The organism is Aeromonas sp. R1-2 (assembly GCF_040908505.1).
Lineage (GTDB): Bacteria > Pseudomonadota > Gammaproteobacteria > Enterobacterales > Aeromonadaceae > Aeromonas > Aeromonas veronii.
The window spans coordinates 79,685-104,085 of sequence record NZ_JBFODU010000037.1; the positions used below are offsets into that span (position 1 = coordinate 79,685).

Below are 24,401 nucleotides of genomic sequence, written 5' to 3' on the forward strand. Positions count from 1 at the left end.
CGTGTGGGAAAAGTCATCGCCATAGCCAACCAGAAGGGTGGAGTGGGTAAAACCACCACCTGTGTGAATCTGGCCGCCTCCATGGCCGCCACCCGGCGCAAGGTGCTGGTGATCGATCTGGATCCGCAGGGCAATGCCACCATGGGCAGCGGTGTCGACAAGTATGACGTCGAGCGCACCGCCTATGAGCTGCTGATCGAGGATGCCCCCATCAGCGAAGTGATCATCCCCGAAACCACCGGGGGCTATCACCTGATTGCCGCCAACGCCGACGTGACCGCGGCCGAAATCCGTTTGATGGAATTTTTCGCCCGCGAAATCCGCCTGCGCAATGCGCTGGCCTCGGTGCGGGACAAATACGACTACGTCTTCATCGACTGCCCGCCCTCTCTCAACATGCTGACCGTGAACGCCATGGCCGCCGCCGACTCCGTGCTGGTGCCCATGCAGTGCGAATATTACGCGCTGGAGGGGCTCACCGCCCTGGTCGACACCATCAGCAAGCTGGCCGCCGTGGTCAATCCGGAGCTCAAGATCGAAGGGGTGCTGCGCACCATGTTCGATCATCGCAACCGGCTGGCCAATGATGTGTCCGATCAGCTAAAACAGCACTTTGGCGACAAAGTCTACCGCACCATCATTCCCCGCAACGTTAGATTGGCTGAGGCCCCGAGTTTCGGTGCCCCGGCCATGCACTATGACAAATCATCGGTGGGCGCCAAGGCCTACCTGGCACTGGCTGGCGAGATCCTGCGCCGCCAGGAGCAGGAACGTCAGGCGACCATCGCAGACCGAGAGAGCATATGACTCCGAAAAAACGTGGACTGGGCAAGGGGCTGGATGCCCTGCTCAGTACCAGCACTGCTGCCCGCCAGAAACAGGTGATGAGCGATCAACGTACTGAAGAGGCCATGGCACCCACCAATCAGGGCGAGCTGCGCAAGCTGCCGGTGGAGTGGTTGCAGTCCGGCAAGTACCAGCCCCGCAAGGATATGTCCCAGGATGCACTGGAAGAACTTGCCAACTCCATCCGCGCCCAGGGGGTGATCCAGCCCATCGTGGTACGCCCTCTCGGCGAACAATCCTTCGAAATCATCGCCGGTGAGCGGCGCTGGCGCGCGTCCCAGCTGGCGCGGCTCGAGGTGGTGCCCTGCATCGTCAAGGATGTACCCGACGAGGCTGCCGTCGCCATCGCGCTGATTGAGAACATTCAGCGGGAAGACCTCAATGCCATCGAAGAGGCGGTCGCTCTACAAAGACTGCTGACCGAATTCGAACTCACCCACCAGCAGGTGGCCGAGGCGGTGGGCAAGTCCCGCACCACGGTGACCAACCTGTTGCGTCTCAACCAGCTCAACGACGACGTGAAGCGTTTCGTCGAGCATGGCGACCTCGACATGGGCCATGCCCGTGCCCTGCTGGCACTGAGCGGCCAGGCCCAGTCTGAACTGGCCAAGCTGGTTGCCCAGAAAGGGCTGACCGTACGCGATACCGAGAAGCTGGTGCAAAAAGCGCTCGAACCGGCAAAAGCCAGGGTCGAACCGGCCCGTGATCCGCAGATCGGCTACCTGGAGCGCCAACTGGCAGAAAAAATTGGCAATCAGGTGCAACTTCAGCCTGGCAAGCGGGATAGCGGGAAGTTAGTAATAAGTTACGAGAATTTGTCCGATTTGGACCGTATATTGGGCTATTTTGGCGTGTCGGAATCGTGATTTTTACGCTTTTTGTAGTAATAAAACATCCATTCCTTTTGATATGACCATAACCCTGATTTGCCGCGGAAAGCCGCAAAAATTAAGGATTTTTGTCATATTGCAATAGCTGCCCTCAAGGGTATAATTTGACCGGCTTTAAGAGCTGTTAACATGGGGTCTTCGGATCCCGATTTTTTACAGTTCTGTAATGTTCAGGGGTAGGTTGGTGAAGCAGAAAATAGCCTTGGAAGGTTTGACACTGGCCTTGGTTATGCTCGTTTGTCAGCTCATCCTGATCCTGGCGATGAGTGCCGTCTGGTTTTACCTGACTGGTGCCAGCGCCGGTTATTCCGCTCTCTACGGAGGGGGGATGTACTGGGTTCCTCAAGCCTTGTTTACTGTCTGGGTGCTGCGCCGCAAGGTGACAACCGAGAGTGTGGGCCTGGTTTTGCGGGACTTTTATGGTGGGGCAGGGATTAAGCTCATTTCTACAACAGGTCTATTCGCCCTGATGTTTGGTGCGGGAGTCGAGGTCGTTACCGTCTCGTTTTTCGCCACTTATATCCTCGCCCTCGTTGTACAGTGGATGGTTTCATTCACGCTTAACAACCACTATTAGGAAAACTCATGTCTGCAACCGGAGAAGTCCTGACTCCTCAGGGATATATCTCCCACCACCTGACCCACCTTCAAGTCGGGTCCGGGTTCTGGACGGTCAATATCGACTCAATGGTATTTTCCGTCGTGCTAGGCGCCCTGTTTATCCTGCTGTTCCGCAAAGTAGCCGTTAACGCTACCAGCGGGGTGCCGGGTAAGCTGCAGTGCTTTGTGGAGATGCTGGTCGAGTTTGTGAATGGTAACGTCAAAGACATCTTTCACGGTCGCAACAAGGTCATCGCACCTTTGGGGCTGACGGTGTTTGTGTGGATCTTCCTGATGAACTTCATGGATCTGATCCCCGTTGACTTTATCCCTCACGCTGCACAATTGATGGGTATTCCCTATCTGCGTGTGGTTCCCTCTGCTGACGTTAACATCACCATGTCCATGGCTTTGGGCGTGTTCTTCTTGATCCTGTATTACAGCATCAAGGTCAAGGGTATCGGCGGGTTTGTGAAGGAGCTGACGCTTCAGCCTTTCAACCACCCGGCGGCCATCCCGGTTAACCTCATCCTGGAAACTGTTACGCTGATTTCCAAACCTGTTTCTCTGGGTCTTCGACTGTTCGGCAACATGTATGCTGGCGAACTGATCTTTATCCTGATTGCTGGTTTGTTACCCTGGTGGTCACAGTGGATCCTGTCCGTGCCTTGGGCAATTTTCCACATCCTGATCATCACTTTGCAGGCATTCATTTTCATGGTTCTGACCATCGTCTATCTGTCGATGGCGCAGGAAGACCATGGTTGATGCAACTCAAATAATCCTTTTTATACAATCAATTACATCTAAATAACTGGAGATTCTCATGGAAAACTTGAACATGGACCTGCTGTACATCGCTGCTGCAATGATGATGGGTCTGGCTGCTATCGGCGCTTCCATCGGTATCGGTATCCTGGGTGGCAAGTTCCTGGAAGGTGCTGCTCGTCAACCGGATCTGATCCCTGTTCTGCGTACCCAGTTCTTCATCGTAATGGGTCTGGTGGATGCGATCCCGATGATCGCCGTTGGTCTGGGTCTGTACGTGATGTTTGCGGTTGCTGGCTAAGTCGTTACGACTCTCCAGGCATAACCCATTAACTAACTTAAGAGGACATCGGCTGTGAATATCAATGCCACCCTCCTCGGCCAAGCAATTGCTTTTTTCTTCTTCGTAGTGTTTTGCATGAAGTACGTATGGCCGCCGCTGATTGCTGCCATCGAAGCCCGTCAGAAAGCTATTGCTGACGGTCTCTCTTCTGCCGAACGTGCCAAGAAAGATCTGGATTTGGCCAAGGCCAACGCCACCGATCAGCTGAAAGAAGCCAAGCTGCAGGCTGCTGAAATCATTGAGCAGGCTAACAAACGTAAAGCCCAGATCATTGATGAAGCTGCCGCTGGTGCCCAGTCTGAGCGGGAAAAAATCCTGGCTCAGGGCCGTGCCGAGATCGAAGCTGAACGTCATCGTGCCAAAGAAGAACTGCGTAAGCAGGTTGCTGCTCTTGCCATTGCTGGTGCAGAGAAGATCCTGGCGCGTCAAATCGACCAGGCTGCCAACAGCGACATCGTCGACAAACTGGTAGCAGAACTGTAACGGGAACGGGGCTATGTCTGAACTGACTACAATCGCTCGCCCCTACGCCAAGGCTGCTTTCGAGTTTGCCGTTGAGCACAAGGCGGTTGACCAGTGGCTGGGTATGCTCGGTTTCGCTGCGCAAGTAGTGGAAAACGAGACCATGCACAACCTGGTAAACGGCTCTGTGGCCGCCGAAGAGCTGGCAACGCTGTTTGTCGGTGTCTGCGGTGAGCAACTCGACGTGCATGGCCAGAACCTGATCAGGGTGATGGCCGAGAATGGTCGCTTGGGTGTGCTGCCGGCGGTCGTTGCTGAATTTGTAGCGTTCAAAGCTGAACTGGATAAAGAGGTTCAGGCTGACGTGATTTCGGCGATCGAACTGACCGACCAGCAGAAAGCCAATATTCAGGCTTCTCTGGAACAACGTCTCGCGCGCAAAGTGAAGCTGAATTGCAGCATCGATGCGTCCTTGATGGCCGGGGTGCTCATCAAGGCCGGTGATCTGGTAATCGACGGCACAGTCCGCGGTAAGCTGGATCGCATGGCTGACGCGCTGCAATCTTGATTGGGGTATTAGAGCATGCAACTGAATTCCACTGAAATCGCCGAGCTGATCAAGCAGCGCATTGCGCAGTTTGATGTAAAGAGCGAAGCGCGTAACGAAGGTACTATCGTCTCTGTGAGCGACGGTATCATTCGTATTCACGGCCTGGCTGATGCCATGCAGGGTGAGATGATCGAGCTGCCGGGCAACCGCTACGCTCTGGCATTGAACCTGGAGCGTGACTCCGTCGGTGCGGTGATTATGGGTTCCTATGACGGTCTGTCAGAAGGAATGAAAGTAAAAGGTACTGGCCGTATTCTGGAAGTGCCGGTAGGTCGTGGTCTGTTGGGCCGGGTGTTGAACACCCTGGGTCAGCCGATCGACGGTAAAGGTCCGATCGACAACGACGGCTTCTCGCCGATCGAAGTGATCGCACCGGGCGTTATCGAGCGTAAGTCTGTTGACCAGCCGGTCCAGACCGGTCTGAAAGCCATCGATGCCATGATCCCAATCGGTCGTGGCCAGCGTGAGCTGATCATCGGTGACCGTCAGGTTGGTAAGACCGCCATCGCGATCGACACCATCATCAACCAGAAAGATTCCGGCATTAAGTGTGTCTACGTTGCGATTGGCCAGAAGGCCTCCACCATCGCCAACGTGGTGCGCAAGCTGGAAGAGCACGGCGCCCTGGCCAACACCATCGTGGTGGTTGCCTCTGCCTCCGAAGCGGCTGCTCTGCAGTACCTGGCTCCGTATGCCGGTTGCTCCATGGGTGAGTACTTCCGTGACCGCGGTGAAGACGCGCTGATCATCTATGATGACCTGTCCAAGCAGGCCGTAGCTTATCGCCAGATCTCCCTGCTGCTGCGCCGTCCGCCAGGACGTGAAGCTTACCCGGGTGACGTTTTCTATCTGCACTCCCGTCTGCTGGAGCGTGCTGCTCGCGTTAACGCCGAGTACGTAGAGAAGTTCACCAAGGGTGAAGTGAAAGGCAAAACCGGTTCTTTGACCGCACTGCCAATCATCGAAACCCAGGCGGGTGACGTATCTGCGTTCGTTCCGACCAACGTAATCTCCATCACCGATGGTCAGATCTTCCTGACTTCACAGCTGTTCAACTCCGGTATTCGTCCGGCGGTTGACCCGGGTATCTCTGTATCCCGTGTCGGTGGTGCTGCTCAGACCAAGATCGTCAAGAAGCTGTCCGGTGGTATCCGTACCGCGCTGGCCCAGTATCGCGAACTGGCGGCATTCGCCCAGTTCTCTTCCGATCTGGACGAAGCGACTCGCAAGCAGCTGGATCACGGTGTGAAAGTGACCGAGCTGATGAAGCAGAAGCAGTATTCTCCGCTGAGCGTGGCTCACCAGTCTCTGGTGCTGTTCGCTGCCGAGAAAGGCTATCTCTCCGATGTCGAGCTGAACAAAATCGTCGACTTCGAAGCCGCTCTGCTCTCTTACGCCAATACCCAGCATGCCGAGCTGATGGCAGAAATCAATGCCAAAGCCGACTACAACGACGCGATCGTTGGCAAGCTGACTGCGTTGCTGGATAGCTTCAAAGCAACCCAGACCTGGTAAGCGTGTGTGGCAGCGTGAGCTGCCACTTGATGGAGAGTAAGAGATGGCCGGCGCAAAAGAGATACGTAACAAGATCGGGAGTGTGAAAAACACTCAGAAGATCACCGGCGCTATGGAAATGGTGGCAGCAAGCAAAATGCGCCGTGCGCAGGAACGCATGTCTGCCAGCCGTCCGTACGCTGAAACCATGCGCAAGGTGATCGGCCATATCGCTCAGGGGAACTTGGAATACAAGCACCCCTACCTCATCGAACGTGAGGTCAAGCGAGTGGGTTACATCGTCGTCTCCACCGACCGTGGCCTGTGTGGTGGTCTGAACATCAACCTGTTCAAGGCTGCCCTCAATGATATGAAGCAATGGAGCGCGAAAGGTGCCAAGGTTGACCTGGCACTGATCGGTAACAAGGCCTCCAACTTCTTTGAACGGCACGGCGCCAAGGTTAAAGCTCATGTCGCAGGACTGGGCGATAGTCCGAGCGTCAATGACCTGATTGGTTCAGTCAAGGTCATGCTGAAGGCTTACGACAACGGTGAGATTGACAAGCTGTATCTGGTGTACAACAAGTTCGTCAACACCATGGTGCAGCAACCACGGGTCGATCAACTGCTGCCTTTGCCCGTAACTGAAGACAGCAAGCTCGCCAAGAAACACCACTGGGATTACCTCTATGAGCCGGATCCCAAGAAGCTGCTGGATACCCTGCTGGTTCGCTATGTCGAATCTCAGGTTTACCAGGGTGTAGTGGAAAACTTGGCAAGTGAACAGGCAGCCCGAATGGTTGCCATGCAAGCCGCGACTGACAACGCCGGTAACCTGATTAACGATCTGCAACTGGTATACAACAAGGCCCGTCAGGCCAGTATTACCCAGGAGCTGACAGAGATCGTATCCGGTGCTGCTGCGGTGTAAGGCAAGGGTTATCAAAGGTTTAGAGGATTTGACATGAGTAACGGTTTCATCGTCCAAATCATCGGCGCTGTGGTGGACATCGAGTTCCCGCAGAATGCCGTGCCCCAGGTGTACGATGCACTGAAGGTCGTTAGCGAAGGTCAAGGCCAGGGTCTGGTGCTGGAAGTTCAGCAACAGATCGGTGGCGGCGTCGTTCGTTGCATCACCATGGGCTCCTCCGACGGTCTGCGTCGTGGGTTGGAAGTAGTGAATAGCGGTAAATCCATCCAGGTTCCGGTCGGTACTGCGACTCTGGGTCGGATCATGAACGTACTGGGCGAGCCAATCGACGAAAAAGGTCCGATCGGTGAAGAAGAGTGCTGGTCTATCCACCGCGCTGCCCCCAGCTACGAAGATCAGTCCAACAGCAACGATCTGCTGGAGACCGGCATCAAGGTTATCGACTTGGTATGCCCGTTCGCCAAGGGTGGTAAGGTTGGTCTGTTCGGTGGTGCCGGTGTAGGCAAAACCGTAAACATGATGGAGCTGATCCGTAACATCGCGATCGAGCACAGTGGTTACTCTGTGTTCGCCGGTGTAGGTGAGCGTACCCGTGAGGGTAACGACTTCTACCACGAGATGATGGAGTCTAACGTACTGGACAAAGTATCTCTGGTTTACGGTCAGATGAACGAGCCGCCCGGAAACCGTCTGCGCGTTGCGCTGACCGGCCTGACCATGGCCGAGAAGTTCCGTGACGAGGGTCGTGACGTGCTGTTCTTCGTGGACAACATCTACCGTTACACCCTGGCCGGTACTGAAGTATCCGCACTGCTGGGCCGTATGCCTTCTGCAGTAGGTTACCAGCCGACCCTAGCTGAGGAGATGGGTGTTCTGCAAGAACGTATCACCTCCACCAAGACCGGTTCCATCACCTCCGTACAGGCCGTTTACGTGCCTGCGGATGACTTGACTGACCCGTCTCCGGCGACCACCTTCGCCCACCTGGATGCGACCGTCGTACTGTCCCGTCAAATCGCGGCACTAGGTATCTACCCGGCCGTTGACCCGCTGGACTCTACCTCTCGTCAGCTGGATCCGCTGGTCGTTGGCAAAGAGCACTACGAGACCGCTCGTGGCGTTCAGACCGTACTGCAGCGCTACAAAGAGCTGAAGGACATCATCGCCATCCTGGGTATGGATGAACTGTCAGAAGAAGACAAACTGACCGTAGCCCGTGCCCGTAAGATCGAGCGTTTCCTGTCCCAGCCGTTCTTCGTAGCAGAAGTGTTTACCGGTTCTCCGGGTAAATACGTGCCGCTGAAAGAGACCATCCGTGGTTTCCAGGGCATCCTGAAAGGCGAGTATGACGATCTGCCCGAGCAGGCGTTCTACATGGTTGGCGGTATCGACGAAGTCGTCGAGAAATCCAAGAAACTGTAAGCCTCGACAGGAGGGCCCATGGCAGAGATGATCTCCTTTCACCTGGACGTGGTGAGCGCCGAAGGAAAACTGTTTTCCGGTCGCGTGCAATCCGCTCAGGTATCAGGCTCCGAAGGTGAGTTGGGTCTCCGCCACGGTCATGCTCCGTTGCTGACTGCCATCAAGCCGGGCCTGGTCCGCTTGGTGAAGCAGAACGGAACTGAAGAGGTGCTGTACATCTCCGGCGGTATGCTGGAAGTACAACCTGAATCCGTGACCGTGCTGGCGGACACCGCGATTCGTGCTGACGACTTGGATGAGGCGAAAGCCCAGGAAGCCAAGCGCGCAGCCGAAGAGCGGATCCACAGCTCCCATGGTGATATCGACTACGCCCAGGCCGCCACCGAGCTGGCCAAGGCGATGGCTCAACTGCGAGTCATCGATATCGTCAAAAAGAATTACCGCTAATAACGGTGATGTAAAAAGCGACCTTCGGGTCGCTTTTTTTTTACCCGTTGGATAGACTCCGCCGGGTATTTCCACACAAGTTCAAGGTCGAAGTCATGTCTCTCAACGTCGTGATCCTGGCGGCGGGTAAAGGTACCCGCATGCGTTCCGTTCTGCCCAAGGTACTGCACCCGGTAGCCAACAAACCCATGGTTTCCCACGTGATCGATACCGCCCGTCAGGTCGGCGCCGAGCAGCTGCATCTGGTCTATGGCCACGGTGCCGAGCTGCTGAAAGAGCGGATCGTGGCGGCCGACGTGAACTGGGTGCTGCAGGCGCAGCAGCTGGGGACCGGTCATGCCGTCGCCCAGGCCATCCCGTTCTGGAATGATGAAGACGATGTGCTGGTGCTGTACGGCGATACCCCGCTGATCCAGCCAGAGACCCTGCAGCGACTGCTGGCTGCCAAGGCTGAAAACGGGATGGCACTGCTGACTGTAGTGCTCGACAACCCGACCGGCTATGGCCGTATCGTCCGTGAAAATGGTCAGGTAGTCGGCATCGTCGAGCAGAAGGATGCCAATGCCGAACAGCTGGCCATTCGTGAGGTGAACACAGGCGTGCTGGTGGCCAATGGGGGCCAGTTGCATCAATGGTTGTCTCGTCTCGACAACAAAAATGCCCAGGGCGAGTTCTATCTGACCGATGTGATCGCAATGGCGCACGGCGATAATTGCCCGATTGCCGCCGTGCATCCAGAGCGTGCCGCTGAAGTTGAAGGGGCCAACAATCGGGTGCAATTGGCCCAACTTGAGCGCAGCTATCAGCAGATGCAGGCCGAGAAGCTGATGATCGCCGGTGCCACCCTGATTGACCCGGCCCGCTTTGATCTGCGCGGAACCCTCGAGATCGGTGAAGAGGTGGTGATCGACGTCAACGTCATCATCGAAGGCAAGGTAACTCTCGGCAACCACGTCCGTATCGGTGCCGGTGCCGTGCTGAAGGATTGTGTCATTGGCGATCACACCGAAGTGAAGCCCTACTCCATCGTTGAAGGGGCTCAGGTGGCGGATCAGTGCTCGGTCGGCCCATTTGCCCGTCTGCGCCCGGGGGCCGTGCTGGAGCAGGATGCCCACGTCGGCAACTTCGTCGAGATGAAGAAGGCTCGTCTGGGGGTTGGTTCCAAGTGTGGCCACCTCACCTATCTGGGGGATGCCGAGGTGGGTGCCAAAGTGAATATCGGTGCCGGTACCATCACCTGCAATTACGACGGCGTGAACAAGTTCCAGACCATCATCGAGGATGACGTGTTCGTCGGTTCTGATACCCAGCTGGTGGCGCCAGTGCGCATCGGCAAGGGTGCGACCTTGGGGGCGGGTTCTACCATCACCAAGGATGTGGCTGAGAACGAGCTGGTGATCACCCGGGTGCCCCAGCGTCACATCAAAAACTGGGCTCGCCCGGTCAAGAAGAAGTGATGCCCGATCAATAAAATAGAACCGGCGCCTGATGGCGCCGGTTTTTTTTGGCTTATGACTGATGGCTGGGGTCACTGGTCGATGGCTGGGGGGCCGTCCATGTGGTGGCGGGTGTGCTGTAATCCATCACCTGATACCAGTCGAGCTTGCGGGTCAGCAGCATGATCAGCGCTAGGGTGGCGAACAAGAGCAGGGCGCCGAGCAGCAGAGCAATCTCTTCGGCCTGCAGCAGGCTGTAGAGGATGGCATAGACCAGCCCGAGCAGCGTAGCAAAGCCGATCCCCTGTTTCGGGCCGCCCAGTACGTGGCTGAGATAGAAGCCGTTGAGCAGCACGCTGGCCAGCGCGGCCACCAGATAGGCCCAACCAAAGCCGAGGTGCTCGGTCAGTGCCAGCAGCACCAGATAGAAGATAGCCAGCCCCATGCCCACCAGCGCGTACTGGATCGGGTGGACCCTCAGCCCCTTGAGCAGCTCGAACATAAAGAAGCTGATAAAGGTGAGGCCGATAAACAGCAGGGCATATTTGGCCGCCCGCTCGTTGAGCTGATAGTGATCCACCGGCTGCACCAGACTGACGCTGAAGGTGGAGAGATTGCTATCGCTCCCGTTCATCATCCGGTTGAAGCGGGTCTCCATGTCGCTGGCGAACCAGCTGGTTTGCCAGTTGGCCTCAAACCCTTGTGGGCTCAGGGTGCGACTGCCCGGCAGAAAGTCACCGATAAAGTTGGGGTGGGGCCAGTTGCCCGCCAGCTGCAGGGTGCTCTCCTTGCCCAGCGGTACTATGTCGAGGGCGTTCATCCCCTGTAGATTGAGCTCCAGATGGAAGGTGCCATCCTGTTGCGGCAGGCTGTCGAGCGGGGCATGGATACCCGCCAGCGCATCACCGAGGCGGGCGCCGGGGGCAAACGGGATCCGCTGTGTGCCGAGCTGCAGTTCGGGGACGCTGTTGATACCGCGGGCATCGGAGAGCACCAGGCTCAGGTAGGGTTTGCCCGCCACCAGCTCGGCCGTTTCACCGAGCGGTGAGGTCGCGTCATTCAGCAAACTCTGCCGGATGGGCAGGCGGCCCGAGAGGGAGAGGCGGGTCTGATAGACCTGCGCCTGATAGATGCCCAGCTTGCGCGGGGTCACCTCCATGTTGGCCCTGATATCCAGTTGCTCCGGCAGCAGGTAGCGGTAGATCTGCTCCTGACGGACGAAGCGCTTGCCCTCCTGCTCGACCGTCACCGAACGGGTATAGGGCTGTACGATAATGGGCCCCATCAGCCGTTGCGGGCCGCTGCTGCTGGCCATGATGCTGTGAATGGCCTGACTGCGGTAAGCCTGACGCTCCCGGTTCAGCTCCATGATGGATTGCACCGGCACCATCAACAGCAGGCTGAGCAACAGCAGCAGAAAGATCTTGTGGGTGAATATCTGTTTGACCATGACACGTCTCCTTGTTTGATGGAGTGAGTCTGTCAGTCCGGCGTGAAGTGGTGATGGGCTTGTGTGAAGTGGCGGTGAACTGTTGAAAAACGGCGCCATCAGGTGCCGCGGGATTGTTCAGGGGCGGGAGCGCACCAACCGAGCGGCTTGTGCGAAACGATCGGTGTGGCCGTCGATCAGCCCGTGCATAAAGTCGATGTAGTAGACCAGTTCCGGCATCTCCTCAATGGAGCTGGAGGTCCAGTAGGGGGCTGAATTTTCCCCGTTGTCATGGATATCGGAGAAGAAACGCGGGTCTGTCATCGGCATCCGGCAATTTTCGTCGAGCAGGGTGAAGAGCTCCTCGATGGTGGGGAGTCGCCACCCCTCGCCAAGGCGGGCTGCTTCATCTTTGGCTTCAAGCAGCGTCAGCAGGGCCGGTGTGCCCACGCACCCTTTCCCCTCCAGCCACTGGCTGCCGAGGCTGCACGCCTGCCATTCTAGCTGGTTGAGCCGATCATGGATGACTTCTCCCTGCCGCGTCAGGTGGTCGGAGAGATCACAGGCAGCCAGCGCCATGCTGGCCGGAAGCCAGAGCAGCAATAGAAATAATTTCATGTTTGTCTCGTTTACGAATGGCGGTCAGCCCGTCGCTGGTGGGCTGACCGTGGTTATCGGGGGGTTATCTGGCGGGAAGCGAGCTCACTGCTTTTTAAGTTGTGCAGGCAGGGCAGCCAGCACCTCTTCTTTCGCCTTGAGGGAGGCGAACTGCTTGCCGGGCTTTTGCACCACGGTATGGACGAAGATCAGCTGTTTGCCCGGTTTGCTGGCCCAGCCGACGAACCAGCCAATCTGCTGATCGCGGTTGAGGCTGCCATCCAGCTTCTTCGGGTAGCCCATGCCGGTTTTGCCGTGGATCTGCCAGCCGTCGATCTCGCTCACCTTGAGGATATTGGCGGTGTACTGCAGGGTCTGCGCCGAAACCGGCAGCTTGCCGCTGAGCATCTTGCCGAGGAAGCGGGCCTGCTCCTCCGGACTGATGGCGAGGCTGGAGCTGAGCCAGGCCTGGGTCAGGCCGTCATGTTTGCCCGGATTGCCGGAGAGATCCCGGTTGCCGTAGTCGAAGCGGTCGACATATTGCTGGAAGCGCTCCATCCCCAGCCATTCGGTGATCTGCTGGGAGAACCAGACCACCGAGTAGGTTTCCCAGCGGCGCGGGGTGGTGGTTTCACGCCAGGCGGGCAGCCAGCCGTCATAGCTCGGTTTGTAAGGCAGTGCCGGATGCTCTTCATCCACCAGATAGCCACTGTCGTAACCCATCAGCGCCAGCGGGATCTTGAAGGTGGACGCGGGCGGTAGCTGGCTGGAGCAGTCCCCTTCGCTGGAGAGTGTCTGGCCGTTGCCGTCAGCATAGAGAAAGCAGCCGCTGGCGGCGGAGGCAGGCAGGGCTGCGAGCAGACCGGCAGCCAGCAGGCTGGAGAGAAGCAGGCGGGACATAGCATTTCCTTGAGCAAATGGATGAGAGAAAGCGGCAGTCTAATGCCGCTTTGTGTGGGGAATGTGAAGTTGCGGGGTGACTAGGCGAATGGCAGCCAGAGTTCCGCCAGCGCGCCTCCTTCCGGCCGGTTGCTCAGGGTCAGACGGCCGCCATGCTGGTGGGCTACCTCATGGGTGAAGCTGAGCCCCAGACCACTGCTCTTGCCCTTGTCCGGTCGTGGCAGGGAGTAGAAGCGCTCGAAGATGCGCGGCAATGCGTAGTCGGGAATGCCGGGGCCGCAGTCGGTAACCCGAAAACAGTAGCCCTCCTCCTGCTGGCTGCCGCTCAGGGTGACCTGCCCGTTGGCGGGAGAGAAGTCGATAGCGTTATCCAGCAGGTTGCCGATGGCCTGCTCTACCAGCAGCGGATCCCACTTCTGTTTCGGCGCGCTGGCCAGCTCGGCTACCAGCGCCACCTGACGGCGCTGGGCAATGATCTGGCGAGCATCGAGGGTGCGCTTGCCCAGTTTTGCCGGTTCCACCGACTGGCGATCCAGCCCCTGCCCCGACTCCAGCCGCGCCAGTTGCAGCATTCTCTCGATCAGCTGCTGCATGCGGGCGGTTTCCAGATTGATGTTGCCGATAAACCGTTTGGCAACTTCGGGGGGCGGCGTTTCGGCCAAAATCTCCCCTGCCCCGCGAATGGCGGCCAGAGGGCTCTTCAGCTCGTGGGTCAGGCTGTGCACATAGGCTTCTATGTAGCTTTTGCCATCGAGCTGGTGGCGCATGGTCTCCAGCGAGCGGCCGAGCCGATCCAGCTCGACGGTGTGCAACTGCGGCAGCGGTGCCGCCTCCCCCTTGCTGACCGAGTCGGCGTAGTGCACCAGCTTGCCGATGGCGCGGTTGAGCCACCACACCAGCAGGCTGCCGATCAGCAGCGAGATGAGCAGCATCTGGCCGCCGGCCCGCAGCAGCTCCTGTTCCCCCCGCTCGATGGCAGGCATCAGGGTGCGGTTGGGCTTGGCGACGGTGAGGGAGCCGATGATCTCTGCCCCCTCCCGCAGCGGCGCCGCCACATACATGGTCGAGCTGGCGGCATCGTCGGGATCGGTGCGGGTGCTGCGGGCGCCATATTGGCCGCGCAGGGTGCGGTAGACATCGTTCCAGCGGGAATAATCCTTGCCCAGATCCGTGCCGTCGGAGTCGTAAATCACCATACCATTCTGGTCAGTGACATAGATGCGGTACTCCGCCTGCTGCTTGAGGTGGCCATCGATCATCGCATTGATGGGATTCTGGTTGAGGCGGGCGAAGGCGCTGGCCAACCGCCCGTTCATCATATTGCCCTCTTGCAGATCATCGAGGGCGAGCGGCGCCAGCAGCTGGGTCATGTCGACCAGAGTATCCTCGGTGGCGCTGCGCACCCCGGGTTTTATCTCCTCGACGAAGATCTCCAGCACGAACCAGGCGGCCAGCGCGAAGATCAGCAGCAGGCCGCACAGCAGTTGCAACCCGAGTCTCATGCCAGCTCCAGGCTGTAGCCCAGCCCGCGGTGGGTGAGGATCAGGTTGGCCTCGGGATCATGTTCGCGCAGCTTGGCGCGGATGGTCTTGATGTGGGTATCGACGGTGCGATCCAGACTCTCCTCCGCATCCTGCCACACCAGATCCATCAGCTGCTGGCGGGAGTAGACCCGGCCCGGCGCCTGCATCAAGGTCTTGAGCAGCAGATATTCGTAGCGGGTGAGGGCCAGCGGTTGGCCGCGAAAATGGATGCGGGCCCGTTCCTCATCCAGCACCAGCAGGGCGCTGGGCTGGGGGGCGACGGGCTGGCTGCGGCGTAGGATGACCCGCACCCGGGCACACACTTCCCGTGGCGAGAAGGGTTTGGCCACATAGTCGTCGGCACCTATCTCCAGCCCGATCAGTCGGTCTATCTCCTCGCTGCGGGCGGTGAGGAACATCAGGGGAATATTGGTCAGCGCCCTCACCTGCTTGCAGAGTTCGAAGCCGCTGATGTCGGGTAGCCCCACATCGAGGATCAGGAAGTCGGGTCGCGTCTGTTCCAGTCGTGTCAGCAACTGTTGGCCCAGCATGAACCACTCCACCTCGAACCCGTCGGTCTGCAGGGCGTAAATCAGGGTGTCGGCGATGCTGGCCTCATCCTCCACCAGCCAGATGACTCTCTTTTGCATGGCATCCTCGTCGCAAATTGGCACCCCATTCTGGCATCGAACCAAATCGGATCCTATTTGCTGTTTTATTTTTCCAAAAAAGGGGCTAATATTTCGATGTTCTTTCGAATCGAAACTTAAAAATGACCAAACGTAATACTCAACAACGCCGACACACCATAGTGACCCTGGTACAAGAGCAGGGTGAAGTGAGTGTCGACGCCCTCGCCAAACACTTTTCTACCTCCGAAGTGACCATCCGTAAAGATCTGGCGGTACTGGAGACCGGCGGTCTGCTGCTGCGTCGTTACGGTGGCGCCGTCCCCTTGCCGAGCGAGATGGTGGTCGAGGCCAATCCTGAACAAGTTTCGAACCGAAAGTTAGCCATTGCCCGTGCGGCGGCCGAGCGGCTGCGTGATCACAACCGCGTCATCATCGACAGCGGCAGCACCACCAGCGCCATGATCCCCATGCTGGGCAACAAGCGCGGCCTCATCGTGATGACCAACTCCCTCAATGTGGCCGGAGCCCTGCGCGAGCTGGAAAATGAGCCTACCCTGTTAATGACCGGTGGCACTTGGGACCCTCACTCCGAATCCTTCCAGGGGCAGGTGGCGGAACAGGTGCTGCGCTCCTACGACTTTGACCAGCTCTTTATCGGTGCCGACGGCATCGACCCGGAGCGTGGCACCACCACCTTCAACGAGCTGGTGGGCCTGTCGCGGGTGATGGCAGAGGTGTCGCGGGAGGTCATTGTGATGGTCGAATCGGAAAAGATCGGCCGCAAGATCCCCAATCTCGAACTGCCCTGGTCGAGCATCCATACCCTGGTGACCGACGAGGGGCTGGCCAGCGAGGCCAGAGAACAGATTCAAGCCCAGGGGGTGACGCTTATCTGCGCCCCGGTCACTTGCTGACATCGAGCTCTGAACCATCCAACTGACTTTACGATTTGCATCTCAAGGAGAAGTGTATGTGTGGCATCGTCGGGGCTGTCGCCCAACGTGATGTGGCTGAAATTCTGGTAGAGGGCCTGCGCCGTCTGGAGTACCGCGGTTATGACTCCGCCGGTGTGGCCGTGTTCAGCGCCAACCAGCCGTTGCAGCGGGTTCGCCGTCTGGGCAAGGTGGCCGAGCTGGCCAAGGCGCTCGACGAGCAGTCCGTTCACGGTGGTACCGGCATCGCCCATACCCGCTGGGCCACTCACGGCGAGCCCTCCGAGCGCAACGCTCACCCCCACGTCTCCGAGCATATCGTGGTGGTACACAACGGCATCATCGAGAACCACGAAGAGCTGCGGGAAGAGTTGAAGGCGCTGGGTTATGTGTTCAGCTCCGACACTGATACCGAGGTGATTGCCCATCTGGTCCATCACGAGCTGAAGAGCGCCGGTAGCCTGCTGGCCGCCATGCAGACTGCGGTGAAGCAGCTGCGCGGTGCCTACGGTACCGTGGTGATGGACAGCCGCGACGACAGCCGCGTAGTGGTTGCCCGTTCCGGTTCACCGCTGGTGATCGGCCGCGGTATCGGCGAGAACTTTATTGCCTCCGACCAGATGGCGCTGCTGCCGGTGACCCGTCGCTTCATCTTCCTGGAAGAGGGTGATGTGGCCGAAGTGACCCGTCGCGATGTGCATATCTTTGATACCAACGGCAACGCCGTGGTGCGCGAAGAGCAGGAGTCCGAACTCTCCCACGATGCCGGTGACAAGGGTGAATACCGTCACTACATGCTCAAGGAGATCCACGAGCAGCCCAAAGCGATCACCAACACCCTGGAAGGGCGTCTGGGCAGCGATCACGTGGTGGTCGAATCCTTCGGCAACGGTGCACGCGCCATCTTTGACAAGGTCGAGCACGTGCAGATCGTCGCCTGTGGCACCTCCTATCACTCCGGCATGGTGGCTCGCTACTGGTTCGAAGAGATCGCTGGCGTCTCCTGCGATGTAGAGATCGCCTCCGAGTTCCGCTATCGCAAATCGGTAGTGCGCCCCAACAGCCTGCTGGTGACACTCTCCCAGAGTGGCGAGACCGCCGATACCCTGGCGGCGCTGCGTCTGGCCAAGGAATCCGGCTACATGAGCTCGCTGGCTATCTGCAACGTGCCGGGCTCCTCGCTGGTGCGTGAATCGGATCTGGCCTTTATGACTCGCGCGGGGGCAGAAATTGGTGTGGCCTCCACCAAGGCATTCACCACCCAGCTGGCTGGCCTGCTGATGCTGGTGGCCTCGGTCGGTCACTGCCGTGGCCACCTGAGCGCCGCCGCCGAGGCCGAACTGGTCAAGGCGCTGCAAGCCCTGCCGCTGCGTATTAAAGAGAGCCTGGCGCTGGCCAAGGATATCGAAACCCTGGCCGAAGAGTTTGCCGACAAGCAGCACAGTCTGTTCCTCGGCCGTGGTAGCCAGTACCCCATCGCCATGGAGGGGGCGCTCAAGCTCAAAGAGATCTCCTACATCCACGCCGAAGCCTATGCCGCTGGCGAGCTGAAGCATGGCCCGCTGGCGCTGATCGATGCCGAAATGCCCATCATTGTGGTGGCGCCGAACAACGATCTGCTGGAGAAGCTCAAGTCCAACGTGGAAGAGGTGCGCGCCCGTGGCGGTATCCTCTACGTGTTCGCCGATGCCGACACCGGCTTCAAGAGCGACGAGACCATGCGGGTCATGAACCTCAACCACGTGGAAGAGGTGATCGCCCCCATCGTCTATACCGTGCCGCTGCAGCTGCTCTCCTACCACGTTGCCCTGATCAAGGGCACTGACGTGGACCAGCCGCGCAACCTGGCAAAATCGGTGACCGTCGAGTAAGTCACTCTCTCAAATGAAAAAGAGCCGCAATTGCGGCTCTTTTTGTTTCGGCTGAGGGGTTACGACAGCCGCAGGTTGGTGATGGTGACCTCGTCGAGGGAGGGCACTATGATGCCGCTGGTGATCCCTTTGGCGATGGCCTGACTGCGGTTCTTTGAGTCGGTCTTGTTGGTCACCTGGGTCAGGTGAAAGTTGACCGTCCGCTCACTGATGCCGAGGATGGTGGCGATCTCCCAGGAGGTCTTGCCCTCGCTGGCCCAGAACAGGCACTCCTTCTCCCGATCCGACAGTTCGGTCAGGTATTTCATCATATCCGGTCTGCTTTTGATCAGTTGCAGTGCAGAGTTAAAGATGTAGCTGGCGCAGAACGACAGCAGCGGGACATTTTCAAACATCAGGTCGGAGTTGGATTTGTCCTTGGTGATGAAAGAGAGGATGCCGTGCTCCCCCTGCGGGGTGTGCAGCGGAAAGGAGACGCCATTGCGTACCCCGAAATCGGCGGCCAGGTTCATCACGTCGCGGCTGGCGCTGGGCAGCCAGGGCGAGTCGCAGTCGAGCTTGTTCCAGAAGATCGGCTGGGTCTGTTTCAGCCCCAGATAGACCACCGGATCCTGGGTCAGATACTGGTTTTCGCTATAGGCGTCAAACCAGGTGGTCGGACAGTTGTTGAACAGTGCCACGTGGGATTTTTGCATGCTGATGGGGAAAATAATCAGCAGCCGAAAGTAATCAAAGCCCATTTGATGACTGAAGCGCTCCAGCAGTTGCTGGATATCACTGGTTTTTGTTGCCTTGGTGAACTTGTCGATATGTTCCCAGATCGCATCGTTGAGCATTACTTTCTCCTTTTTCGATCTCTATCACACTGATCGAAAAGATTTTTTCTCGTTATTTATATTTGTGCGGTGGCTATTGGCGCCACTTATTCCGTGCGTGCTTAAAAATTATCCTGTTTTTGTGCATAAAGGCCAAGAAAATCCTCTCGTTGCCAGTCCGCCCTGCATTTGAGATAATGATAATAGTTATCATTAGTAAGATGTATTTCAATGAACAAATTATGGGGTGTGGCCCTGCTGCCACTGTCAGTCCACTTTGCTGCCATCGGGGATGAGCTGGTTGCTCCCGCCCTCAAGAACAGCATAGCTGCCGGGAAAGCCTCCCAGCAGCGGGTGGAAAAAGCCGCCGATGCCGCCGTTGCCGCACGACTGGAGCTGCAAAACGCCCAGCTGCAACTGCGTGACCTCGAAGCCTACAACCGCTACATGCAATCTCTGGTGGCCGATCAGCAAAATGAGCTGGGTAAATTGAGCCAGCATCTGGAAGCGGTGCAAGAGACCCGTCAGGGCTTGATTCCGCTGATGTTGCAGATGCAGGCAGATCTGGAACAGCTGGTGCAAAACGACATCCCGCTGCGCAAGGAAGATCGGCTGGCGCGGGTTGAACAGTTGAAAGCGACCCTGGCCCGCGCAGACGTTAGCGAGGCAGAGAAATTCCGTCAGCTGCTGCAGGCCTATCAGATCGAAGCCGAGTACGGCAGCAGGATGGACAGCTATTCCGCCGAGCTGGAGCTGGATGGTGCTCCGCGTCGGGTCGATGTGCTGGCGCTGGGTCGGGTCTCCCTGCTGGCAATGACGGCCGATCGCAGTCAGGCATGGCGCTGGTCTGCCGAGGCTAAGCAGTGGCAAGCCCTCGACAGCCAGTGGCTCTCCCCCATAGCCGAGGCGATGGATGTGGCCGCCGACAAGAAAGTTCCCCAGTTGCTCAATGTCCCCCTCTCTGTCAGCCGCAGTCAGGAGGCCCAATCATGAGAGTCACCATGAAGTGGTTCCCCCTCCTTATTGCCCTCTCCTGCGGTACTAACGCCGCTGTTGCCGATGAGTGGCAGCAGCAGGAACAGGCTCGTGAACAGCAGGCTCAGCAAGATCTGACGACCGTTGCCAGGGAGCTCGGCACTGCCCGCGCCAGACTGGCCGAGGCCCAGCGCCTGAGCAAGGAGCTGGCTGGCAAGTTCGCCAGCAACGAGAAGCAACTGGTCGAGCTCAACGCCCAGTGGGAGCAAGCCTCCGGCGACATGAACGAGATCTTCGCGGTCACCCGTCAGGGCGCCAGCGATGCGGTCAAGCTGCTGAGCGAATCCGCCGTCGAGGGCCAGTACCCGGAGCGTCTCGCCCCGCTGAAAGCCATGGCACAGGATAAACAGGTGCCGGATCGCGCCGCCCTCGCCCTGCTGCCCGCCACGCTGCTGCAGGAGATCCGCGAATCTGGCCGGATTGCCCAGTTCAACGGCAAGGTGCTCGATGCCCAGGGGGCTGCCAGCGAGCAGTCGCTGACCCGGGTTGGCAGTTTTGCCCTGCTGGGGAGCGAAGGCTTCCTGCAACCGACCGCCGAAGGCTTGAGCCCGGTACTGGGTCTGCCCGGTAGCGTGCTCTCTGCCGTTGCGGCTTATCAGGGTCAGGAAGGGGAAGCGCTGCCGCTGGATCCTTCGCATGGCACTCTGCTGGCGATGCTGGCACAGGCACCCACCTTCTGGCAGCAGGTACAACAAGGTGGTCAGGTCGGCGCCATTATCGTGCTGTTGGCCGCCATCGGTTTGGGTATCGCTGCGGTACGGCTGTGGAGCCTCTCCCGCGAACTGGGTCGGGTGCGCCGCCAGCTCAAGAGCGGCGAGTACCATGCCGACAACGCCCTCGGCCGGGTGCTGACGGTGGCAGACAAACACCCCGAGCTGAGCATGGAGACCCTCGAGCTGCGTCTTGATGAGGCAATCCTGCAGGAGACTCCTCGTATGGAGCGCGGCATCGGCATGGTCAAGGTGATCGCGGCCATCGCCCCCATGCTGGGTCTGCTCGGTACCGTGACCGGGATGATCGGCACCTTCCAGGCCATCACCCAGTTTGGCACCGGCGATCCCAAGATCATGGCGGGCGGCATCTCCATGGCGCTGGTCACCACGGTACAGGGTCTGGTTGCGGCCATTCCGCTGATCCTGGCCCACAGCCTGCTGCAATCGCGCTTCACCGAGCTCTCCAATGTACTGGAGCAGCAGGTAGCCGGCATTCTGGCCGAGCGCGCCGAGCGCAATAACGGCGGGATGGAGCGAGCAGCATGATGCTCGACATCTGGCAACAGCTGCAGAGTTTCATGGGCCGTGGCGGCCCTGTGCTCTGGGTCATTCTGGCCCTGCTGGTGCTGATATGGATTTTGATGATCGAGCGGCTGCTCTACCTCAATCTGGGTTTCGGCCCGCTGCAGCAACAGCTGCTCGGCCGCTGGCAAGCCCGCAGCGAGCGCCACAGCTGGCACGCCCGGGCGATCCGCAGCCGCTGGCTGGCGCAGGCAGAGCTGGAACTGAACCGTCATCTGATCTTCATCCGCACCCTGGTGGTGCTCTGTCCCATGCTGGGGTTGCTGGGCACAGTGACCGGCATGATCGGCGTATTCGATGCGTTGGCTGCGGCCAACCGCTTTAACCCGGAGAGCATGGCAGGCGGGATCTCCCGCGCCACTATCCCCACCATGGCGGGCATGGTGGTGGCGCTCTCCGGCGTGTTGTTACTCAGTCGGCTCGAGAGTCAGGCCAAGCGTGCGCTGGCCAAGACCCGGGACGGCCTGCGAGAAGAGAAGGTAATGCAATGAGACGGCAATCCAAACGCCAGCGTGACGAAGTGCAGATCGACATGACCCCCATGCTGGATATCGTGTTCATCATGCTGATCTTCTTTATTGTCACCACCTCCTTCGTGCGCGAAGCCGGGCTCGAGGTACACAGACCTCAGGCCAGTCAGGCCAAGGCGCAGAAATCTTCCAGCATCATGCTGGCGATCGGGGCTCAGGGTCAGATCTTCCTCGACCGCAAGCAGATCGATGTGGAGCGGGTGCAGGCCACCATCGCCCGTCTGCTGGCGGAGCAGCCAGATGCCAGTCTGGTGATCCAGGCCGACGAGCGGGTGCCCCACGGCAAGGTGGTGCGGGTGATGGATGAGGCCAAGGCGGCGGGTATCGCCAATATCGCCGTGGCGGTGGCACCGAAATGAAATACAAGCTGATGAGCCTGGGGCTGGGGATCGCCCTCAGTCTGGGTATCCTGCTGTTCATGGCCACGCTGGTTGAACCGCCCCGGGGCGAAAAGGTGGCGAGCGAGCAGAAGCCCATCGTCATCAATATGCAGAACGAGGTGACCGAGGTGCAGGTGCGCGAGCGTCCGGTTCCGCAGGAGCCTGAACCTCTGCCAGAGCCTCCTGCCGCATTGGCCTCGACACCGCTGCCGATGCCTGCCGCGGCCCCCTTGGCGGCCGTTGAGCCGAGTCTGGATCTGGTTTCCAGCCTCAGCGCGGTGCAGGTCTATGCCCCCGGAGTGGCGACCAGTACCGCACCGGTATTGAGTGGCAACTACCACGGCCAGCAGCAGGGAGTGGGTATCGGCGCAGGTGACATGCTGATGCCGCTGCAACGGATCGAGCCGGTCTACCCCTATCGTGCCCAGCAGTCAGGGATCGAAGGATTCGTCACCCTGCGCTTTAGCGTGAATGCCGAAGGTGGCGTGCAGGATGTGGAAGTGGTCGAGGCCAAGCCCAAGCGTCAGTTCGAGCGGGCGGCCATTCAGGCGATCAACAAGTGGCGCTATCAACCGAGACCGGGCGCTACCGACAAGCTGGTGCAAGTCATCACGCTCAAATTCAAACTGGAGTCATAACTATGTTGCGGATCTGGATCTGTCTGCTGGCCCTGGTCGGCCAAGCCTGTCTGGCGATGGAGGTCAGCCCTCACTTCTCCCGTCAGCTTGAACCCGTGATGAAGCTCTATCAGTCCGGTCAGTGGCAACAAGCCCAGAGCAAGGCGTCCGGCCTCAAGCCAAATAGCGATGCCGAGCGTGCCTGGCTGGCGCAGCTGCAAGCCTCGCTGGCGGCCAATCTGCAACAGACCGCCCAGGCGAGCCGTTATGTCGAACAGGCTCTTGCCTATAAAGAGTGGCCCGAGCAGCAACAGCTCCAGCTGTTGCGACTGCGCGGCGATATTCAGGCCCAGCAATCCAACTGGTCTGGCGCCATCGCCAGCTACAAGGCGGCACTGGCACTCAAACAAGACGATGGGCTGCGCCTGCGTCTGGCCGGCCTCTATTACCACAACAAACAGTACGGTGACGCTGCCAGCCAGAGCGAACAGTTGTTGAAGAAGGGTTGGCAGAAGCAGGCCGCCATCATTCGTCTCTCCGCCCTCACCGCTCAGCAACGTTATGGCGTGGCTGCCGATCAGGCGGCCGAGTTGATCAGCCACGAACCCAAAGAGAGCAAATGGTGGCAACAGGCGGTATCGCTCAACCTCTCCGCCAAACGTGGCGATCAGGCGTTGGCTCTGTTGCAAACAGCTATCGACAGAAAACTGATGGATGACGCGTCAGCCCGCAATCAGCTGATCCGTCTCTATGCCTGGCAAGGGCTGCCTTATCGTGGTGCCCGTCTGCTGGAAGCGGCCATGGCCAAGGGACAGATGAAGCAAAGTGCTGAAAACCGCCAACTGCTTGCCCAATTGTGGGAAGGTGCCCGGGAGTGGTCACAAGCGGTCGATAGCTGGCAGCTGCTCGCCAACCAGCACGGTCAGCCCAAAGGCGCCATGCGCGCCGCCGAACTGCTGCTGCAACAGGGCAAGACTGATGCTGCCATGACCCAGCTCGCCGTCATCAAGTCGGTAAAAGGCGAGCAAGGCAATCGCGCCAAAGCGTTGCTGGTGCAGGCACACCTTAATAAGGAGCAGTATGCCCAGGCGCTGGAACTGGCCCGAGAGCTGCAGCAGCAGGATAACTGGCAGCAGAAGGCAACCAGCTGGGTCAACTATATCCGGGCACAAAGCGAAGAGTTGAGCAAAAAAGCGGCGTAAAAGAGATGCCAAGGGGTTGTTTTGGGGCGTTCAGTTCGCTTTTTCAGCAAACGAACGCATTTTTGCAAAAAGCCCTTGTCATCCAGGCGCGGCTCCCTATAATGCGCCCCTACCAGCACGGCGGAACACGCCGAACTGATGAGCCAGCTTCCTAGCGAGGTGGGCGCCGAAAGAAAAGCGAAAACAATCGCTTGACTTTCGAAGTGAGAAGCGTAATATGCGCCTCCTCAACGCGACAAGCGTGACGCTCTTTAACAATTTGAATCAAGCAATCTGTGTGGGCACTCACAGCATCGAATATCAAAAACAATTTTTGATTTTCAATGTCTGGTGAAGTGACCAAGACGATTTCTTAGCAATAAGAAGTCGAACAGTTTATTTCAGCAATTCATTG

General features: G+C 58.6%; 26 protein-coding genes. 20 read left to right on the forward strand and 6 right to left on the reverse strand.

Features of this window, described 5'->3' with window-relative positions; translation table 11 throughout:
* The first annotated feature begins 3 nt into the window (after nt 1-3).
* The 12 genes from AB5Y76_RS14555 (at nt 4) to glmU (ending at nt 10,270) form a co-directional block, all read left to right on the forward strand.
* Nucleotides 4-807 (forward strand): ParA family protein, encoded by an 804-nt coding sequence (locus tag AB5Y76_RS14555; RefSeq protein WP_005357226.1) that lies wholly within the window; start codon nt 4-6, stop codon nt 805-807.
* Complete coding sequence (locus tag AB5Y76_RS14560; RefSeq protein WP_005342343.1) at nt 804-1,712, forward strand: ParB/RepB/Spo0J family partition protein; 909 nt, start codon at nt 804-806, stop codon at nt 1,710-1,712. The genes AB5Y76_RS14555 and AB5Y76_RS14560 overlap by 4 nt, the downstream gene beginning before the upstream one ends.
* Nucleotides 1,713-1,902: 190 nt before the next feature.
* Nucleotides 1,903-2,313, forward strand: coding sequence for an ATP synthase subunit I (locus tag AB5Y76_RS14565; RefSeq protein ID WP_019445506.1), 411 nt, complete (start codon nt 1,903-1,905; stop codon nt 2,311-2,313).
* 8 nt (nt 2,314-2,321) lie between these two features.
* Entirely contained in the window at nt 2,322-3,104 is a 783-nt protein-coding gene (gene atpB / locus AB5Y76_RS14570) for a F0F1 ATP synthase subunit A (protein ID WP_005339335.1), read from the forward strand.
* 58 nt (nt 3,105-3,162) lie between these two features.
* Entirely contained in the window at nt 3,163-3,405 is a 243-nt protein-coding gene (gene atpE / locus AB5Y76_RS14575; protein ID WP_005307205.1) for a F0F1 ATP synthase subunit C, read from the forward strand.
* Nucleotides 3,406-3,459: 54 nt separating this feature from the next.
* Complete coding sequence (atpF, locus tag AB5Y76_RS14580) at nt 3,460-3,930, forward strand: F0F1 ATP synthase subunit B (protein WP_005339336.1); 471 nt, start codon at nt 3,460-3,462, stop codon at nt 3,928-3,930.
* Nucleotides 3,931-3,943: 13 nt separating this feature from the next.
* The gene (atpH, locus tag AB5Y76_RS14585; RefSeq protein ID WP_005339341.1) at nt 3,944-4,477 is read left to right on the forward strand and encodes a F0F1 ATP synthase subunit delta; all 534 of its coding nucleotides are present in this window, start codon (nt 3,944-3,946) and stop codon (nt 4,475-4,477) included.
* Nucleotides 4,478-4,492: 15 nt separating this feature from the next.
* Nucleotides 4,493-6,034: a F0F1 ATP synthase subunit alpha gene (gene atpA, locus AB5Y76_RS14590; RefSeq protein ID WP_005339342.1), complete on the forward strand. Its 1,542-nt coding sequence runs from the start codon at nt 4,493-4,495 to the stop codon at nt 6,032-6,034.
* A 43-nt stretch (nt 6,035-6,077) separates the two neighbouring features.
* Nucleotides 6,078-6,944 (forward strand): F0F1 ATP synthase subunit gamma, encoded by an 867-nt coding sequence (gene atpG, locus AB5Y76_RS14595; protein ID WP_005339343.1) that lies wholly within the window; start codon nt 6,078-6,080, stop codon nt 6,942-6,944.
* Nucleotides 6,945-6,977: 33 nt separating this feature from the next.
* A complete protein-coding gene (atpD, locus tag AB5Y76_RS14600; protein ID WP_005339344.1) occupies nt 6,978-8,366 on the forward strand; it encodes a F0F1 ATP synthase subunit beta in 1,389 nt (462 codons plus the stop codon).
* 18 nt (nt 8,367-8,384) lie between these two features.
* The gene (locus tag AB5Y76_RS14605) at nt 8,385-8,813 is read left to right on the forward strand and encodes a F0F1 ATP synthase subunit epsilon (protein WP_005339345.1); all 429 of its coding nucleotides are present in this window, start codon (nt 8,385-8,387) and stop codon (nt 8,811-8,813) included.
* 95 nt (nt 8,814-8,908) lie between these two features.
* On the forward strand, nt 8,909-10,270 hold the full coding sequence (gene glmU, locus AB5Y76_RS14610; protein WP_263718285.1) for a bifunctional UDP-N-acetylglucosamine diphosphorylase/glucosamine-1-phosphate N-acetyltransferase GlmU: 1,362 nt from the start codon (nt 8,909-8,911) through the stop codon (nt 10,268-10,270).
* 52 nt (nt 10,271-10,322) lie between these two features.
* On the opposite strand, the gene creD is transcribed toward glmU, so the two are convergent.
* From creD to blrA, 5 genes are all read right to left on the reverse strand, one after another.
* Nucleotides 10,323-11,699 (reverse strand): cell envelope integrity protein CreD, encoded by a 1,377-nt coding sequence (gene creD, locus AB5Y76_RS14615; protein ID WP_263718286.1) that lies wholly within the window; start codon nt 11,697-11,699, stop codon nt 10,323-10,325.
* A 117-nt stretch (nt 11,700-11,816) separates the two neighbouring features.
* Nucleotides 11,817-12,296, reverse strand: a complete 480-nt coding sequence (locus AB5Y76_RS14620; protein ID WP_263718287.1) for a DUF1566 domain-containing protein — start codon at nt 12,294-12,296, stop codon at nt 11,817-11,819.
* Between the two features lie 84 nt (nt 12,297-12,380).
* Entirely contained in the window at nt 12,381-13,175 is a 795-nt protein-coding gene (locus AB5Y76_RS14625) for an OXA-12 family class D beta-lactamase OXA-912 (protein ID WP_040068451.1), read from the reverse strand.
* A gap of 80 nt (nt 13,176-13,255) precedes the next feature.
* Nucleotides 13,256-14,677, reverse strand: coding sequence for a beta-lactam sensor histidine kinase BlrB (blrB, locus tag AB5Y76_RS14630; RefSeq protein WP_263718288.1), 1,422 nt, complete (start codon nt 14,675-14,677; stop codon nt 13,256-13,258).
* Nucleotides 14,674-15,348: a beta-lactam response regulator transcription factor BlrA gene (blrA, locus tag AB5Y76_RS14635; RefSeq protein WP_263718289.1), complete on the reverse strand. Its 675-nt coding sequence runs from the start codon at nt 15,346-15,348 to the stop codon at nt 14,674-14,676. Before blrA ends, blrB begins: the two co-directional genes overlap by 4 nt.
* Before the next feature lie 122 nt (nt 15,349-15,470).
* Here blrA and AB5Y76_RS14640 point away from each other — a divergent pair, with 122 nt between their 5' ends.
* Together AB5Y76_RS14640 and glmS are read left to right on the forward strand one after the other, a co-directional pair.
* Complete coding sequence (locus tag AB5Y76_RS14640) at nt 15,471-16,244, forward strand: DeoR/GlpR family DNA-binding transcription regulator (RefSeq protein WP_005339356.1); 774 nt, start codon at nt 15,471-15,473, stop codon at nt 16,242-16,244.
* 56 nt (nt 16,245-16,300) lie between these two features.
* The gene (gene glmS / locus AB5Y76_RS14645) at nt 16,301-18,133 is read left to right on the forward strand and encodes a glutamine--fructose-6-phosphate transaminase (isomerizing) (protein WP_005355853.1); all 1,833 of its coding nucleotides are present in this window, start codon (nt 16,301-16,303) and stop codon (nt 18,131-18,133) included.
* A 59-nt stretch (nt 18,134-18,192) separates the two neighbouring features.
* On the opposite strand, the gene AB5Y76_RS14650 is transcribed toward glmS, so the two are convergent.
* The gene (locus tag AB5Y76_RS14650; RefSeq protein ID WP_005339360.1) at nt 18,193-18,969 is read right to left on the reverse strand and encodes a LuxR family transcriptional regulator; all 777 of its coding nucleotides are present in this window, start codon (nt 18,967-18,969) and stop codon (nt 18,193-18,195) included.
* 210 nt (nt 18,970-19,179) lie between these two features.
* Here AB5Y76_RS14650 and AB5Y76_RS14655 point away from each other — a divergent pair, with 210 nt between their 5' ends.
* Genes AB5Y76_RS14655 through AB5Y76_RS14680 form a run of 6 tightly spaced genes read left to right on the forward strand, consistent with a single transcriptional unit; the run spans nt 19,180 to nt 24,007 of the window.
* Nucleotides 19,180-19,941 (forward strand): DUF3450 domain-containing protein, encoded by a 762-nt coding sequence (locus AB5Y76_RS14655; RefSeq protein ID WP_263718291.1) that lies wholly within the window; start codon nt 19,180-19,182, stop codon nt 19,939-19,941.
* Nucleotides 19,938-21,242 carry a MotA/TolQ/ExbB proton channel family protein gene (locus tag AB5Y76_RS14660; protein ID WP_263718292.1) on the forward strand — a complete coding sequence of 435 codons (1,305 nt, stop codon included), beginning with the start codon at nt 19,938-19,940 and terminating at the stop codon, nt 21,240-21,242. The genes AB5Y76_RS14655 and AB5Y76_RS14660 overlap by 4 nt, the downstream gene beginning before the upstream one ends.
* Nucleotides 21,239-21,769 (forward strand): MotA/TolQ/ExbB proton channel family protein, encoded by a 531-nt coding sequence (locus AB5Y76_RS14665; RefSeq protein WP_263718293.1) that lies wholly within the window; start codon nt 21,239-21,241, stop codon nt 21,767-21,769. Before AB5Y76_RS14660 ends, AB5Y76_RS14665 begins: the two co-directional genes overlap by 4 nt.
* Complete coding sequence (locus AB5Y76_RS14670) at nt 21,766-22,167, forward strand: biopolymer transporter ExbD (RefSeq protein ID WP_005339369.1); 402 nt, start codon at nt 21,766-21,768, stop codon at nt 22,165-22,167. Before AB5Y76_RS14665 ends, AB5Y76_RS14670 begins: the two co-directional genes overlap by 4 nt.
* On the forward strand, nt 22,164-22,826 hold the full coding sequence (locus tag AB5Y76_RS14675; protein WP_160882005.1) for an energy transducer TonB: 663 nt from the start codon (nt 22,164-22,166) through the stop codon (nt 22,824-22,826). Before AB5Y76_RS14670 ends, AB5Y76_RS14675 begins: the two co-directional genes overlap by 4 nt.
* A 2-nt stretch (nt 22,827-22,828) precedes the next feature.
* Nucleotides 22,829-24,007: a hypothetical protein gene (locus AB5Y76_RS14680; RefSeq protein ID WP_263718294.1), complete on the forward strand. Its 1,179-nt coding sequence runs from the start codon at nt 22,829-22,831 to the stop codon at nt 24,005-24,007.
* Nucleotides 24,008-24,401 lie beyond the last annotated feature (394 nt).